This is a genomic window from Pseudomonas sp. LS2P72, assembly GCF_054897865.1.
This window is the reverse complement of the sequence record NZ_CM142708.1, coordinates 4,337,021-4,351,839: the sequence shown is the minus strand read 5'-3', so window position 1 is coordinate 4,351,839 and position 14,819 is coordinate 4,337,021. Positions and strand designations below refer to the sequence as shown.

Annotated in this window: 14 protein-coding genes; all 14 read right to left on the bottom strand. The window is 62.9% G+C overall.

The genetic code is table 11. From position 1 onward, the window contains the following. Positions 1–46 precede the first annotated feature (46 nt). The 14 genes from ACYZUA_RS19825 to ACYZUA_RS19760 all read right to left on the bottom strand — a co-directional run bounded on the left by ACYZUA_RS19825 (position 47) and on the right by ACYZUA_RS19760 (position 14,775). On the bottom strand, positions 47–1,627 hold the full coding sequence (locus ACYZUA_RS19825; protein ID WP_461960254.1) for an aldehyde dehydrogenase (NADP(+)): 1,581 nt from the start codon (positions 1,625–1,627) through the stop codon (positions 47–49). A 219-nt stretch (positions 1,628–1,846) separates the two neighbouring features. Further along, the gene (abaF, locus tag ACYZUA_RS19820) at positions 1,847–3,244 is read right to left on the bottom strand and encodes a fosfomycin efflux MFS transporter AbaF (protein WP_461960253.1); all 1,398 of its coding nucleotides are present in this window, start codon (positions 3,242–3,244) and stop codon (positions 1,847–1,849) included. Between the two features lie 73 nt (positions 3,245–3,317). Further along, positions 3,318–4,235 (bottom strand): dihydrodipicolinate synthase family protein, encoded by a 918-nt coding sequence (locus ACYZUA_RS19815; protein ID WP_461960252.1) that lies wholly within the window; start codon positions 4,233–4,235, stop codon positions 3,318–3,320. 137 nt (positions 4,236–4,372) lie between these two features. After that, positions 4,373–5,401 (bottom strand): trans-3-hydroxy-L-proline dehydratase, encoded by a 1,029-nt coding sequence (locus tag ACYZUA_RS19810; RefSeq protein WP_076030925.1) that lies wholly within the window; start codon positions 5,399–5,401, stop codon positions 4,373–4,375. A gap of 131 nt (positions 5,402–5,532) precedes the next feature. Then, entirely contained in the window at positions 5,533–6,255 is a 723-nt protein-coding gene (locus tag ACYZUA_RS19805) for an amino acid ABC transporter ATP-binding protein (protein WP_008157200.1), read from the bottom strand. Continuing rightward, entirely contained in the window at positions 6,248–6,898 is a 651-nt protein-coding gene (locus ACYZUA_RS19800) for an amino acid ABC transporter permease (RefSeq protein ID WP_008157201.1), read from the bottom strand. The genes ACYZUA_RS19805 and ACYZUA_RS19800 overlap by 8 nt, the downstream gene beginning before the upstream one ends. Before the next feature lie 10 nt (positions 6,899–6,908). Further along, the gene (locus ACYZUA_RS19795) at positions 6,909–7,574 is read right to left on the bottom strand and encodes an amino acid ABC transporter permease (RefSeq protein WP_283180624.1); all 666 of its coding nucleotides are present in this window, start codon (positions 7,572–7,574) and stop codon (positions 6,909–6,911) included. Next, positions 7,567–9,345 carry a cis-3-hydroxy-L-proline dehydratase gene (lhpI, locus tag ACYZUA_RS19790; protein WP_461960251.1) on the bottom strand — a complete coding sequence of 593 codons (1,779 nt, stop codon included), beginning with the start codon at positions 9,343–9,345 and terminating at the stop codon, positions 7,567–7,569. Before lhpI ends, ACYZUA_RS19795 begins: the two co-directional genes overlap by 8 nt. A gap of 10 nt (positions 9,346–9,355) precedes the next feature. Next, positions 9,356–10,174 (bottom strand): ABC transporter substrate-binding protein, encoded by an 819-nt coding sequence (locus ACYZUA_RS19785; protein WP_095132633.1) that lies wholly within the window; start codon positions 10,172–10,174, stop codon positions 9,356–9,358. A gap of 250 nt (positions 10,175–10,424) precedes the next feature. After that, the gene (locus ACYZUA_RS19780) at positions 10,425–11,174 is read right to left on the bottom strand and encodes an AraC family transcriptional regulator (protein ID WP_008157205.1); all 750 of its coding nucleotides are present in this window, start codon (positions 11,172–11,174) and stop codon (positions 10,425–10,427) included. 74 nt (positions 11,175–11,248) lie between these two features. Continuing rightward, positions 11,249–12,505: an FAD-dependent oxidoreductase gene (locus ACYZUA_RS19775; RefSeq protein WP_461960250.1), complete on the bottom strand. Its 1,257-nt coding sequence runs from the start codon at positions 12,503–12,505 to the stop codon at positions 11,249–11,251. Then, positions 12,502–12,738, bottom strand: coding sequence for a (2Fe-2S)-binding protein (locus ACYZUA_RS19770; protein ID WP_008157207.1), 237 nt, complete (start codon positions 12,736–12,738; stop codon positions 12,502–12,504). The genes ACYZUA_RS19775 and ACYZUA_RS19770 overlap by 4 nt, the downstream gene beginning before the upstream one ends. Beyond that, the gene (locus ACYZUA_RS19765) at positions 12,731–13,846 is read right to left on the bottom strand and encodes an NAD(P)/FAD-dependent oxidoreductase (protein ID WP_461960249.1); all 1,116 of its coding nucleotides are present in this window, start codon (positions 13,844–13,846) and stop codon (positions 12,731–12,733) included. Before ACYZUA_RS19765 ends, ACYZUA_RS19770 begins: the two co-directional genes overlap by 8 nt. After that, positions 13,843–14,775, bottom strand: coding sequence for a 4-hydroxyproline epimerase (locus ACYZUA_RS19760; protein ID WP_461960248.1), 933 nt, complete (start codon positions 14,773–14,775; stop codon positions 13,843–13,845). The genes ACYZUA_RS19765 and ACYZUA_RS19760 overlap by 4 nt, the downstream gene beginning before the upstream one ends. Positions 14,776–14,819 lie beyond the last annotated feature (44 nt).

Sequence of the window (14,819 nt, the reverse complement as noted above, 5' to 3'; positions counted from 1 at the left end):
GCTATCGCGAGCAGGCTCGCTCCCACAGTAGGTTGCTGAGTGATTTTTAAACCGGTTCGCGATGGCTGTTGCCATCGACCAGACGGGCGATGCCCAGCGGATTGGCGTTTTTCAGCGTCTCGGGCAGGAGCGCATCCGGGCAGTTCTGGTAGCACACCGGACGCAGGAAACGCTCGATTGCCAGACTGCCGACCGAGGTGCCACGGGCATCGGAGGTGGCCGGGTAGGGCCCGCCATGCACCATCGCATCGCAGACTTCGACACCGGTCGGGTAGCCGTTGAACAGTACCCGGCCGACTTTCTGTTCGAGCAGCGGCAGCAGTTCGTCATGGGTTTGCAGGTCACCGGCTTCGGCAATCAGCGTGGCCGTAAGTTGACCGTGCAAACTCTGCAATGCCCGTTGCAGTTCGGCCTTGTCGGCCACTTCTACCAGCACCGTGGCCGGCCCGAAAACTTCTTCCTGCAACAGCGGGTCGCCATTGAGCAGCAGGCTGACGTCGGCCTTGAACAGCTGCGGCTGGGCCTGATTGCCCTGTTGTTCGCGGCCGGCCAAGTGGCTGATGTGCGGATGCGCGTGCAGCGCCTGTACGCCCTTGGCGTAGCTGGTTAACGTGCCGGCGTTGAGCATGGTTTGCCCCGGCTGGTCGGCCATGATCGCGCTGAGCGATTCAACAAATGCGCTGAGCTCGGGGGAGCGAATGCCGATCACCAATCCGGGGTTGGTGCAGAACTGGCCGCAACCAAGAACCACTGACGCAGCGAGTTCGCTGGCAATTTTATCGCCCCGCAATTGCAGGGCTTCGGGCAACACCAATACCGGATTGATGCTGCTCATTTCGGCGAACACCGGAATCGGCTGAGGCCGTGCGGCGGCCATGTCGCAGAGGGCGCGACCACCCTTGAGCGAACCGGTGAAACCGACCGCCTGGATCGCCGGATGTTTGACCAACGCTTCGCCGACACCCGCACCGTAGATCATGTTGAACACACCTTTGGGCATGCCGGTTTGCTCGGCGGCGCGGATGATTGCATCGGCCACGAACTCGGCAGTTGCCATATGCCCGCTGTGGGCCTTGAACACCACCGGACAACCGGCGGCCAGGGCGGCAGCGGTGTCGCCACCGGCGGTGGAGAACGCCAGCGGGAAATTGCTCGCGCCGAACACCGCGACCGGGCCGACGCCGATCCGGTACTGACGCAAATCCACACGTGGCAATGGCTGACGGTCGGGTAAGGCGCGGTCGATGCGCGCGCCATAGAAATCGCCACGGCGCAGGACTTGAGCGAACAGCCGCATTTGGCCGCTGGTACGGCCGCGCTCACCCTGAATGCGTCCGGTCGGCAGCGCTGTCTCGCGGGTGACCAGGGCAACGAACTCATCGTCCAGCGCATCCAGTTGCGCGGCGATGGCCTCTAGAAACTCTGCGCGGCGGTTCGCCGGCAAGTTGCGGAAGGTCGGGTAGGCGGCAGCCGCGGCCTGAGCGGCGGCGTCAACTTCTTCAACGGTGGCTTGCATGAACGAGTAGGGCAGCGCTTCACCGGTGCTCGCGTCATGGCTTTGCACGGTGATGTTGCCGGCGGCACTGCGCGCACCGCCGATGTAGTTGTGGCCGATGATGTGGGGCATGAAAAACTCCTGTCGGAATGTGAAGCCAAGTACGTTGGCAGACCGCAGCGCATGACCTGTAGCAGCTGCCGAAGGCTGCGTTCGGTGCGGGCCGCGTACGGACGAAGCCGTCGTAAAACCATGCAACGCGGTGTCACAGTCACACCGTGTCGCGAGTATTGACGACCGCTACGCGCTCGAACGCAGCCTTCGGCAACTGCTACAGGTTGCGTATGGAGGTCAAGCCAGAGAATCACCCCGGCGTGCGGTGGCGGGTCCGGCGGTGTCCAGGGCTGCGATCCGCGCAGCGGATTCGCTATCCACCAGGTGCAGCGACTTGCCCCGGGTTTCCCGAGTCAAACCGACGGCGACAATGGAGATCAGCGCAGCGCCGACCAGGTACCAGGCGATCGGTGTCGAGCTGTGGTACTTGTTGAGCAGGGTGAGGGCGATCAGCGGCGCCAACGAGCCAGCGAAGATCGGAGCCACCTGGTAGCACAGAGACAACGCGGTGTAGCGCACGTGGGTCGGGAACATTTCGGCCATCAGCGCCGAGTAGGGCGCGTAGGTCATCGACTCGATCGCCAGGCCCAGGGTGATTGCCCCGATGATCAGCCAGTTGTTTCCGGTGTCCATCATCGGGAAGCCAATGAAGCCCCAGAACGCGGTGAGGATTGCGCCCGTCAGGTACACCGGTTTGCGCCCGATCAGGTCGGACAGATAACCCATCAGCGGGATCATGAAGAAATGCAACAGGTGCGCGCCGAACATCAGAAACAGAATCTCTGAGGTGTCCTTGTGCACCACCAGTTTCAGGTAGGTAATCGAGAAGGTCACGACGGTGTAGTAGAGAATGTTCTCGGCAAACCGCGCGCCGATGCCGACCAGCACTGCACGCCAGTGATGACGCAGCACTTCGACCACGCCCAATTGCTGTTGCTTGTTTTGCGCCTGACGGGCCTGGGCTTCCTTGAAGATCGGCGCGTCATCGACGCTGGTGCGAATCCAGTAGCCGATCAGCACCACCACCGCCGAGAACCAGAACGCTACACGCCAGCCCCACGCGAGGAATTGCTCCTCGGACAGGTTCGACGACAACAGCAGCAACGCGACAGTCGCCACCAGGTTGCCGGCCGGCACACCGGCTTGCGGCCAGCTGGCCCAGAAGCCTCGGCGATTGTCCGGGCAGTGTTCGGACACCAGCAGAATCGCACCACCCCATTCACCACCGAAGGCGAAACCCTGGATCAGCCGCAGCAGCACCAGTAACACGGGCGCGGCGTAGCCGATCTGGTCGAAACCGGGCAGGCAACCCATCAGGAAGGTGGTGATGCCGACCACCACCAGGCTCAATTGCAGCAGACGTTTGCGGCCGAACTTGTCACCGTAATGACCGAACACCAAGCCACCCAGCGGGCGGGCGAGGAAGCCGACGGCATACAGGGCGAAGGCGGCGAGGATGCCGTCGATCGGGCTGTCGGTCTGGCGAAAAAACAGCTGGCCGAAGACCAGTGCCGAGGCGGTGCCATAGAGGAAGAATTCATACCATTCGGCGACGGTGCCGGCCATGGCGGCGGCCACGACACGCTTGAGTCCCGAAGGTGAAGTTGCGCGGGCGGTGCTGTGAGGATTGGGCATGCTGACGTTTCCTGTAGAGGCGCAAAAAACAGGCAGCCGGGCCGGGTCCGCAAGGGACCCGCCCGGCAATCACTCAGAGACCGACGTCCGGCAGTTCCGGACGGTTGGCCAGGGCCTTGGCCATGATCTGCTCGACGAAAACCCGATCGGCTTCCGGCAGGGCCAGGCGTGGCGGACGGGTCAGGGCGCTGCCGCGACCGGCGATGGCTTCGCACAGCTTGATGCACTGCACCAGGTCGGCACGGGCGTCGAGGTGCAGGATCGGCATCAGCCATTCGTAGATCGGCATGGCCTCGGCGAAGCGACCAGCCTTGGCCAGGCGGAAGATGGTTTCGCCTTCTTTCGGGAACACGTTGGACATGCCCGAGACCCAGCCTTCGGCCCCCACCGCGAGGCTTTCCAGCACCACGTCATCAAGGCCGGCGAACAGCACAAAACGGTCACCCACTTCGTTGCGAATGTCGATGAAGCGGCGGGTGTCGCCAGAGGAATCCTTGAAGCACACCACGTTGTCGCAGTCGGCCAGGGCAATCAGGATGTCCGGGGTCACGTCGTTTTTGTAGATCGGCGGGTTGTTGTAAACCATCAGCGGTACGTCGGCATTCTTCGCTACGTAGCGGTAGTGCTCGGCGGTCTCGAACGGCTTGGAGCCGTAGACCAGCGCCGGCATCAGCATGACCCCGTCGACACCGACCCGGCGCACGGCGTTGGCGGCCTTGGCCGCTTGCACGCTGGTGAATTCGGCCACGCCGCAGATCACCGGCACGCGGCCGCGGGAAGCGTCGACTGCGACTTCGGTCACGGCGATTTTTTCTTCGGCGGTCAGCGAGGTGTTTTCCCCCACCGAACCGCACACCACCAGGCCTGACACGCCGTCGCGGATCACGTTGGAAATCACCTGGTGGGTTTTTTCCAGGTTGATGGTGAAGTCATCGTTGAATTGAGTGGTCACCGCGGGGAAGACGCCACTCCAGTTAATGCGCTTGCTCATTGTTGCCTCCGGTTGGTTAATTGTATTTCGTATACGATATTGCATGTGAAAAGACTCGGCCAGTGCTTTTTTCAGTGACGAAAGGTTTTTACTAGCCGTTTGTCAGAGTTTTTTGGTGAGGGTTTGTAAGGTTGTGCTCAGGCCCCAGGCCAGGTGTCGGACAGTCGATAGCCTTGTGGCCACGGATCGCTCGGATCGAGCAGCAACTGATGGGTGCCGGTGATCCATGCCCGGCCGGAAATGCACGGGTAGATCGCCGGGCGCCCGGCCACTTCCGTCAGCGAATCGATGCGGCAGTGGAACTCGGAACCGATGATCGAGCGGCCGATAAAACGCTCGCCGACCTGCATCAATCCCTTCGCCTGCAACACCGCCATGCGCGCCGAGCAGCCGGTGCCGGTCGGTGAACGGTCGATCTTGCCGGGTTGAATCACCACCGCGTTAGCCCCGGTGGCGATGCCATTTTCATAGACGAGGGGCGCAGCGATCTGGCAGAAGGAAATGTGCGACCACTCAGGGTTCAGCGGATGGACAAATCCCAGTTGCTCATTGGCCGCGCGGGTGATTTTCAACCCGACCTCGACCAGTTCGGCTGCTTCATCAGGACGAATGGAAAAGCCCAGGCGCTTGGCATCGGCGATCACAAAACTGTCGCCGCCGTACGCGGTGTCGACCTGCAATGAGCCGACGCCTTCGACTTCGATCCAGGCGTCGAGGCGGTCAGCGAAGGAGGGCACGTTCTTGATTTCCACCCGTTCGACCTTGCCGTCACGGCAGTCGGCCACCGCCTCGATCAGCCCGCCCGGCGCTTCGAGCACCAGTCGGGTTTGCGGTTCGGTCATCGGCAGGATGCCGCTGTCGAGCAACACGGTGGCCACGCACAGCGAGTTGGAGCCGGACATCGGCGGTGTGTCGGCGGGTTCCATGATGATCCAGGCCATCTGCGCCCGAGGATCCTTGGCTGGCACCAGCAAGTTGACGTGGCGGAACACCCCACCGCGCGGCTCGTTGAGCACGAAGTTGCGCAGGGTCTGATCCTTGGCAATCCAGCGCGACTGTTCCCACACGGTGGCCCCGGGCGGTGGCGCGACGCCGCCGACGATCACGTCGCCGACTTCGCCTTCGGCGTGACAGCTGACTACATGGATGACTTTCGATGAGCGCATTGTCTGCTCCTTGTTTTGTCTGTTAGGGCCTCATCGTCGGAACGCCGCCCGGAGCAGGCTCGCTCCCACACTGATTTTGTGTACACCACCAAACCCTGTGGGAGCGAGCCTGCTCGCGAAGGGGCCATTAGTTATTTCACCGATTTCAGGAAGGCCGCAGTTTCCGCATGCACCGGGTTGCCAATCACCTGATCAGGCGAACCAATCTCATGCACCAGCCCATTGCGAAAGAACGCCACGCGGTCGGACACATCGCGGGCAAAGCGGATTTCATGAGTCACCAGAACCATGGTCATGCCGTCTTCCGCGAGCATGCGCATGGTGTCCAGTACCTCGCCGACCAATTGCGGATCGAGGGCCGAAGTGGCTTCGTCGAACAGCATGTAATCCGGCGACATGGCCAGGGCGCGGGCGATGGCCATGCGCTGTTGCTGGCCGCCGGAGAGCTTGCCGGGAAAGGCCTTGAGCTTGTCGCCCAGACCGACGTGAGTCAGTTGCTTGACCGCCAGTTCCTCGGCTTCCGCCTTGCTCTTGCCCAGCACTTTGCGCGGCGCGAGCATCACGTTTTCCAGCACGGTCAGGTGCGGGAACGCGTTCCATTGCTGGAAGACAATGCCGATCTTCTGCCGCAGACGGTTGAGGTCCGTGGCGCTGTGATGGACCTCGACACCGTCGACGCGGATGTTGCCTTTCTGGATCGGCTCCAGGCCGTTGATGCACATCAACAGGGTCGATTTGCCCGAGCCGGAGCCGCCGATGATTGACACCACCTCGCCCTTGTTCACCGTCAGGTTGACGCCCTTGACCACTTCGAGGTTGCCGAAGGATTTGTGTACGTTGTCGATCTCAATCATTTTCTTGCCACCTTCTTTCCAGACGAGCGCCGAGGCGAGCGACCACCAGGCTCATGACGTAGTAGATGAGGCCCGCGATGCACAGCACCAGCAGCGGTTCCTGAATGCGGGTCACGATGGTTTGCGAAGCGCGCAGCAGTTCGACGATGCCGATCCACATCACCAGCGCGGTGTCTTTCATCACGCTGAGGACCAGGTTCAGCCAGCCGGGAAAAGCCACGCGCGTGGCCATCGGCAGGACGATCCAGCGCAGGTCCTGCAGGAAACTCAGGCCTAGCGAGCGACTGGCCCGGCGCACGGTGAATGGCACCGAAAGCACGCCGCTGCGAACGATCTCGGTGAAGTACGCGGCGGCGTAGACCCCGAGCACAATGCAGCCAACGCTGAAGGCGCTGATGTTCAAGCCGACGATGCTTTTCAGCGAGTTGAACAACACAAACTGGATCAGCAACGGCACGCTGCGAAACACGTCCAGCACCCAGGCCAGCGGCAGGCTGGCGCGCGGCAACAGCGCCCGCAGCAAACCGAACAACAGCCCGGCGAAAGAGCCGAGGATGATCGACCAGAACGTGAGTTTTAGAGTGACCCAGGCGCCATCAAGCAAGAACAACAGGTCATTCCAGGAAAAACTGGTGGTCAACATGCTCACCTCCTCAGTAACGGAACAGTCGCCAGGCCATCAGCCGGGCGACGGCGACGATCGCCTTGGCAATCAGGTAATACAACACCGCGGCGATGGCGAAGTATTCGAAGGTGCGGAACGTCTTGACGTTGTAATCCTGGGTCACGCCGGTGAGGTCATTGTTCAACCCGACGATCACCCCCAGCGACGTCATCAACACTGCCCAGACCATCTGGTTACTCAACGGGTAGAACACGATCCGCAGCAGCTGCGGGACGATGATCATCCGGTAAGCCTGGAAGGCACTCATGCCCAGCGAACGCGCAGCGCGCACTTGCGTGCCGGGCACAGCCTTGAGGCCACCGCGAAAGTTTTCCGCCAGGTAACCGGCGTTGTTGAAGGTGATCCCGGCCAGCAGCGCGAACCATGAGCTGACATGCAAATCCAGCGAGCCGAGGCCGAAGTAGAGGACGTAGATCTGGAACAGCGACGGGGTGTTGCGGGCGATCGACACCCAGCCGTTGCCGATGCCGCGCAACAATGGCTGTTTGGTTTCGCGCATCACCGTCAGGGCCAGGGCGATCAGCACGCCGAAGATCATCGACAGCGCGGCGGTCTCGAAGGTGACCCAGGCGCCGGCGAGCATGTCCGGCAGGGCGCGCAGCGTCGCGCGCCATTGGAAGGTGTAATCAAACATGCGCGTGGCTCTCCAGAGAGGCGGGCGATTGCAGCCAGGCCGGCAAACGACCACTGGCCGTGGCGCTGCAGGCGGCGTCGACACATTCGGCGAGGTTGGCGAAGTGCACCTTGCGGCCCACCAGGCCGGGTGCGTAATGGGCGTACTTGCCTGAGTTAGTCATCAAAGTTTTGGCGGTCAGCGGGATCACCGGCTCGCCGAGCATGCACCAGCAGGTGTCGGTGACCAGCGTCGCGCCGAAGGCTTCGATCACGGCGATATGCCCGGCCTCGCGAGCCTGCTCCAGCACCGCACGACCGCAGGTGATGGCGAGCACGACCTCGGGGTGCTTGTGCCGACCCCGACACAACCGCGCCAGATGCGCGAATTCGCTGAGGGAGAAATGCGGGTTACCCAGCGAGACCACGTCCACCCGGTTGTCGCGGGCACTGTTGAGCTCGCGCCAGCTGAGCAGCAAATCCTTCAGGCGGATTTTTTCCACCGGCACATCGGCATCCGCCTCCAGCACCTGCGTCGGGTCGAGTGCTTCCGGGGTCACCCCGGCGATGTGGAACAGCGGCGCGGCGGAGGTGGTGGCGAAAGCCGCACCGAAAGCTTTCAAATCATCCAGGCTCGGCTTGCTGTGTTCCAGTCCCAACACCAGCGGAATCCGGCTGCCGGCCAGGGCACCGATGTGGTAACCGAGCAACGGGTAGAAGGCATCGTCCAACTCGCGCAAAACCGGTAATTCAATTTGCAGTGTCGCTTTACGTTGCGCGTCCAGATGGCAGCCGATCAACGGTGCGCGGCCGGTCAGGGCGATGCAGATATCCAGGTAGTCCGGGTATTTCAGGGTGCGTGCGCCGAGCACGCTGTTGGCATAGACCACGGCGTTGGATTCGGCCCAGACGATTTGCTCGCCGGCCTTCGGCGCGCTGTCGAGCAGGTAGGGCGCGCAGGTGAAACTCAGCTGTGCGCCCATCGCCATATAGGCATCGCCCAAGGCGCTGGCCGGCACACCGAGTGCCGGATCAATGCCCAACTCGCGCCAACGGCGCTGGTCGACGGAAATCGAATTGAGGGTGGTCGGCACCCGTACGTTTGCTCCCCACTGCACCAGTTGTTCGGCGAAGCGCAGGCTCGCAGGTCCCGTGTAAATGCAGCCGTCGATGTGCGCCTGGGTGACACCCACCAGACTGCGCGCACCTTGCAGTTCAGCCATGCGCAAGACGATCTGCATCGCCACTTGGACGGCTTTGCCATGCTCGCCGTCGAGCAGCGCCTGATCGTGTTCGGTGAGTTCGATAGCGGTGCTTTTTGCTGATGTCTGCAACGGACTGTCGAGTGCCTGCCAGGCATCGTCCGGCAGGTGTTCGAACAGGGTCACCGTTGATGCTTCGACCCGAGCAAAGGCCTTGCCGCGCAAGGCGGCGAAGGCCTCCCGGCCGATGCACAGCACCGGCAGGGAACGCTGGAAAATGGTCTGTGCCACGAGCACGCCCAGGGTCAGGATCTCATCGGGTTCGGCCAGCACCAGTGCGGCCGGCGCATGACCGTTGCTGATCAGTTCCATCAGCACACTGCTGCCGGTACACGAGCCGCGGCCGCTGGGAATCGCCAGCACCCGGCCGGCCAGATGTTCGCCGCTCAGCGGGTGGTGACGGTCGATGATCTCGCCGCTGTACGGGTCGACCCCACCCCAGAAACTCAGCCCGACATCGGCGAACAGCAAGGCGCCTTGTGCGGCGCCGGTGACCAGGCTGCGACCGGTCAGAGAGGTTGGCCTAGGCATGCCGGACACCTCAGTAATAGACCTTGGGCACGGTCAGGTCGGTGGGTGAAATTTCGGTGCCGACCCATTTAGTGAACAGCTCGTTGTAGCGGCCGCTGCGTACCTGCTGATTGACGAACAGATTGAGGTAGTTGAGCAAGCCATACTCGTTGCGCTTGGCACCGAGGGACACGTAGTCGATGGTGTACGGCGCGTTACCGGCGATTTTTAGGTTCTTGTATTTGCCCGACTTGATCGTGGCGGCGGCCACGGTGTTGGTGACCACGGTGGCGTCGATGTGACCCTGGGCGACCGCCAGCAGTGTGTCGTTCTGCGACTGATAGGCGCGGAAGGTGCCAGTGCCCCAGCTCTTCACATCTTTTTCAAGGGCGATGGCTTCATAGGTGCCGCTGGTGTTGCCCAGGGCTTTGCCTTTGATATCGGCGAAGCTGTTGATGCCGGTGTTGTCGCGGGTCAGCACCACCATCTGGAAGGCGAAGTACGGCACGGTGAGGCCGACGGTCTTCGCCCGTTCAAGAGTGTCGGACGTAGACGCAACGATCACGTCGGCACGCCCGGAGACCAGCGCCGGAATTCGATCGGGGAAGGGCGTTTCAACCACTTCGGCGTCGACCCCGAGGATCTTTGCCAGGTCGCGGCAGTAGTCCACGTCGAAACCGGCCGGGTTGTTACCTTCATCGCGAAAACCCATGGGCGGGAAGTCCAGGGTCACGGCGCAGCGCAGCTTGCCCGAACCAATAATGTCGTCGAGCTTGTCGGCCTGGGCGGTGGCGATGAAGGACGTACTGAGAACAGCGCTGAGGGCTACGGCAAATGCGGGGTTTTTCATAGAGGCCTCGTTGTCGGAAAGTGCTGTTGGATATCGTATTGTGAATTTCGTATACGATATTTGATTAGCAATGAGCGTGCCTGTTTCCGAACCGAGGCGAGAATTAATCGCCAAGCCTTGAGCTAAAGGTCTTACAAGATTGTGGGAACAGGGCGTAGGAGAAGACCGTCTGGACGGGCCGTATCAGGCGGTGTTACAGAAGGGAGCAGTGGGAACGTCGGGCGCCCCTTAAAGGAACACTCGCCCGGGTTCAGCGACGGCTTTCGCGATACTGACTCGGCGCCAGACTGGTCAAGGCGCGGAACTGCCGGCTGAAGGCGCTGTGATCGGTGTAACCGCAGCGCAGCGCAATCTCGGTGATGGGCAGGTCGGTGTGCAGTAACAGCCGGGAGCCTTCTTCCAGGCGCGCCTTGTGAATCATCTGCCGTGGGGTGAGCTGGAACACCCGTTTGCAGTGGCGCTCCAGTTGCGCCACGGAAAACCCGGCGATCGCGGTCAGTTCGGCAAGGCTGATAGGACGGGCGAAATGGCTGCGGATATGCGCGTCCACCGCCGCGAGTTTCTGGAACGCCGGGTGGCTGGACTGTGGCGTTTGCAGGTCGCGGGAGATGCCGGCCAGACCGACGATCTGACCTTGCAGGTCGCGCAGTGCGAGTTTGTGGGTCAGGCACCAGACCGGTTGGTTACCGTAATACAGGTGCAGTTCGAGTTGGTCGGCCAGTTCGCGGCCGGTGGACAGCACCCGCCGATCCTGCTCGGTGTACAGCGGGCCGAAGCGTTCGGGAAAGACCATGTCGGCGGTGCGCCCGAGCAGCTCGTCACTGTGTTTGAAGCCACAGCGCCGGGCCAGGGTCTGGTTGACGAAGGCGTAGCGGGCCTCGCTGTCCTTGATGAAAAACACTACGTCCGACAGGGTGTCGAGCAGCGCCGCGATCGGCTGCAGACTGCTCAGCAGAGTGGGCAGGTCGCAGGGTTTGAAGGTAGTGAGCGAGGCATACATGGCGCTGGGCGTCTGGAGGCAATGCCCGGGATCATAAAGACTCGGCGACGGACCTGAAAGCCCCGGACCGGCATTCAGGCCGGCGGGGTGTCGTCCAGGCACATCAAGGTCTCGATCCGCGCCGGACTGAAGGGCGGGCGTGGCGCCGAAGGTTGCCAGCCGAACAGGTGCTGCAACGCGCCGCCACACACCCGGCCCTGGCAGGCGCCCATGCCGCAGCGGCTGGCCAGTTTGGCTTCGCGCCAGTCTGTGTGCCCGGCAAGCAACCCGTAAGGCACGTCTTCGCACCGGCACACCAAGGTGTCGGGTTGCGCCAGCGACTTGAGTTGCGGGTCGAGGGTGAAGGCCTTGTTCAAGGCGTTGGCAAAACCCTGCCAGCGCGCACGACGCGGCCACAATGCTCGGGCCGAATCAAGGTCACCGACTGCGGCGTGACCGGCGATGGCGCCTTCGACCAACGCCAATTCACTGCCACCGAAACCGGTGCATTCACCCGCCGCATAGTGATCGGAGCGGCGAGTGGCCTGCCAGGCATCGACAGCAATCGCCTGATCCTCAAGTTCGCAGCCGAGGGCTTGGCCGAGTTGAGTGTTGGGGATCAAACCGAAGCCGCAAGCCAGGCGATCACATTCCAGTTCGACGATTTTTCCTTGCTGTTGCAAGCGCACACCTTCCAGCCGCTCATTGCCCAGGGCCGCCAGTACATAAGTCCCGGAGCGGTAGTGGCGATCAAACAACGTGACCGACTGCATCAGCTTGTTGGGCCAGCGTGGCAGTTGCGCGGCGAAACCGGCGACGGCGACCGCGCTGGCCTGCTCGGCGATGCGCAACACCTGGGCGCCGTTGTGTTTCGCGGTGGCGGCGCTGGCCAGCAATAACGGTCCGCTGCCGGCAATCACAACGCGTTCGTCCTGCACCGGCAGCCCGCCCTTGATCAATGCCTGGAGGCCACCCGCGCCAGTCACGCCGGGCAGCGTCCAACCGGGGAAGGGCAGCAGTAATTCACGGGCGCCGGTACACAGAATCAGTTTGTCGTAACCGATCAACCAGCCTCGATCGGCGTCTTCGACCAGCAGTTGTTTCGGCCCGGCGCAGGCGATCACTCGAGTGCCGGAATGGCGGCGGATGTTGCTGCACGCCTCCAGTCGCTCGCGCATCTGATGCGCCGGTTTCGGCAGTTTGGCCTGAGGCCCGTCACGCCAGATTTGCCCGCCGGGCAGTGGGTTGTCATCGAGCAGGACGATGCGCGCACCGCTTGATGCTGCGGCGAGCGCGGCGGCCATGCCGGCGGGACCGGCACCGATGATCAGCAGGTCGGCGTATTCGCTCATGCTTGAGTCTCCACATGCATGCCATCACGGCACAGCGTCTGGCAGGCCAGGCGCCGTCGACCGTCGATGGTGACCCGGCATTCCTGGCAAATGCCCATACCGCACAGCGGTGCGCGGCGTTGGCCACTGACCGAGGTGCGCGTGCAGCCATCGCCGCTCAGGGCCAGTGCCGCGGCGACGCTGGTGCCCTCGGCAACCCGCAGGGCACGTCCGTCCAGCATCAATTCAGGCATAAACGGGCTCTCCGAGAAAACGTTGCGGCAGATACGGTTGCGCGGCCAGTGGCGGTGTTTCATCGAACAGCTGCGCGACCAAAAGGTCGGCGGTGCCGGGGGCGGTCGTCACGCCGAGGCCCTCGTGACCGACCGCCAGCCATAAACCTTTGCGTTGCGGGTGCTGACCCACCAGCGGTAAACCGTCGGGGCTGGCGGCGCGAAAACCGGTCCAGGCGCGGATGCCATTGAGCTGAGCCAGGCCCGGCATGTAGTCGGTGGCACGCCGGAGCATTTTCGCCAGCATCCAGCCCTCGACTTGCGGGTCGGTGGTGCCGAATTGTCGCGAGGCACCGATGAACAATTGTCCGGTCGGTCGGGGTTGAATGTTGCACGCCGTCGAGGGGCCAGTGGCGTTGTGGGCGCTGGTGACGTAACCGAGTTCCACCAGGGTATGGGTGACCTTGCCGGGGTAGCGGTCGGTGATCAGCAAGTGGCCTTTCTTCGGCTCGATCGGCAACTCCGGGCAGAGCTCGTTGGCCTGGACGCCGTTGGCCAGAATCACCGCTTCGGCGCTCAGCCAGTGGCCGTTGTCGAGTTGCACACGGTTGCCGTCGACTTCGCAGACCCGCGCCCGGCGTTGACTGATGTTCGGTGTGTCGAGCATCCAATTGGCCGTCGCCGGGGCGTAAAGAATACCGTCGCCATTGATCAGCAGTCCGCCTTCCAGGCTCTCGCGCAGTTCCGGTTCGCGTTGGTGCAAGGCACTACCGGAGATCAATTCGCAGGCCACGCCTTGGGCCTGCAAGTTCAGGTATTTGCTGTGGGCGACGGCCATTTCTTCAGCATTGGCCGCCAGCCAGAGCGTGCCATTGCAGCGGTAGGCGCAACCATCGGGCAGGGCTGGCGCCAATTCGCGCCAGCGTTGCAGAGAGTATTGACTGAGGGCCAGTTCGGCCGGGTTGTCGTCGAGGACCAGCAAGTGGCCCATCCCCGCCGCGGTGGCGCCGGGCAGGCCGGCGTCCAGCACCAGCACGCGCAAGCCGCGCCCCGCCAACGCCTGGGCACACGCGGCGCCGATGATGCCGGCGCCGATCACGATCACATCGGCCACCAGGCCCTCGTTCATGGACGAATGCCCCAGGCGAACGGGTCGTCCTGTTCGATGATCAGGCTGGCTTCGGCGCTGATAAAGGCGCGACCGCGAATGGTCGGCACGATGCGCTCGCCCTGAAGTTCGTAGGAACCCTCGAACTCGCTGCCGATGACGCTGGCCTGACGCCAGATCTGTCCCGGCTGCAATTTGTCGTCGGCTGCCAGGCATGCCAGTTTGGCACTGGTGCCGGTGCCGCAGGGCGAGCGGTCGTAAGCTTTGCCAGGGCAGAGGACGAAGTTGCGGCTGTCGGCTTGCTCGTCGTCGGCGAACAGTTCGACATGGTCGATCAAGCCGCCGTCTTCGCCGCGAATGCCTTGAACCTCCAGTGCTTGCTGCACGGCGAAGGTGTAGGCGGTCAGCGCATCGAGGTTATCGCCGGCAATGCGCAGGCCATGCTCGGCAATCAGGAAAAACCAGTTTCCACCCCAGGCAACATCGCCGATCACTTGGCCGATCCCCGGCACCTGCAGGGACAGCGCTTTGCGATAACGGTAGGCCGGCACGTTGCGCACACTGACCGAATGGTCTTCGTGCAGCGTTGCCTGCACCGTGCCTACCGGGGTTTCGATGCTGTGCACCCCGGGGCCGATCTTGCCCAGATGCGCCAGCGAGGCCACCAGGCCGATGGTGCCGTGGCCGCACATGCCGAGGTAACCGCTGTTGTTGAAGAAAATCACACCGGCACAGGCGCTCGGGTCCACCGGCTCACAGAGCAGGGCGCCGACCAGCACGTCACTGCCTCGTGGTTCGAGCACGCAGGCGGCGCGCCATTGATCATGCTGTTCGGCCAGCCGCTGTCGACGTTCGGCCATGCTGCCGTTGCCCAGGTCAGGAAAACCGGCGGTCACCAGGCGGGTCGGTTCGCCGCCGGTGTGGGAGTCGATCACGGTGATGCGTTTCATGGGATGGCCACGTCCGTTCAGATGAGTGAACGAAAGAGTGGCCT

Coding starts and splice junctions, on each gene's coding strand:
- ACYZUA_RS19825 (WP_461960254.1), bottom strand. CDS start 1,627: ATGCCCCACATCATCGGCCACAACTACATCGGCGGTGCGCGCAGTGCC.
- ACYZUA_RS19775 (WP_461960250.1), bottom strand. CDS start 12,505: ATGAGCGAATACGCCGACCTGCTGATCATCGGTGCCGGTCCCGCCGGC.
- ACYZUA_RS19770 (WP_008157207.1), bottom strand. CDS start 12,738: ATGCCTGAATTGATGCTGGACGGACGTGCCCTGCGGGTTGCCGAGGGC.
- ACYZUA_RS19785 (WP_095132633.1), bottom strand. CDS start 10,174: ATGAAAAACCCCGCATTTGCCGTAGCCCTCAGCGCTGTTCTCAGTACG.
- ACYZUA_RS19800 (WP_008157201.1), bottom strand. CDS start 6,898: ATGTTGACCACCAGTTTTTCCTGGAATGACCTGTTGTTCTTGCTTGAT.
- lhpI (WP_461960251.1), bottom strand. CDS start 9,345: ATGCCTAGGCCAACCTCTCTGACCGGTCGCAGCCTGGTCACCGGCGCC.
- ACYZUA_RS19795 (WP_283180624.1), bottom strand. CDS start 7,574: ATGTTTGATTACACCTTCCAATGGCGCGCGACGCTGCGCGCCCTGCCG.
- ACYZUA_RS19765 (WP_461960249.1), bottom strand. CDS start 13,846: ATGAACGAGGGCCTGGTGGCCGATGTGATCGTGATCGGCGCCGGCATC.
- ACYZUA_RS19810 (WP_076030925.1), bottom strand. CDS start 5,401: ATGCGCTCATCGAAAGTCATCCATGTAGTCAGCTGTCACGCCGAAGGC.
- abaF (WP_461960253.1), bottom strand. CDS start 3,244: ATGCCCAATCCTCACAGCACCGCCCGCGCAACTTCACCTTCGGGACTC.
- ACYZUA_RS19760 (WP_461960248.1), bottom strand. CDS start 14,775: ATGAAACGCATCACCGTGATCGACTCCCACACCGGCGGCGAACCGACC.
- ACYZUA_RS19780 (WP_008157205.1), bottom strand. CDS start 11,174: ATGTATGCCTCGCTCACTACCTTCAAACCCTGCGACCTGCCCACTCTG.
- ACYZUA_RS19815 (WP_461960252.1), bottom strand. CDS start 4,235: ATGAGCAAGCGCATTAACTGGAGTGGCGTCTTCCCCGCGGTGACCACT.
- ACYZUA_RS19805 (WP_008157200.1), bottom strand. CDS start 6,255: ATGATTGAGATCGACAACGTACACAAATCCTTCGGCAACCTCGAAGTG.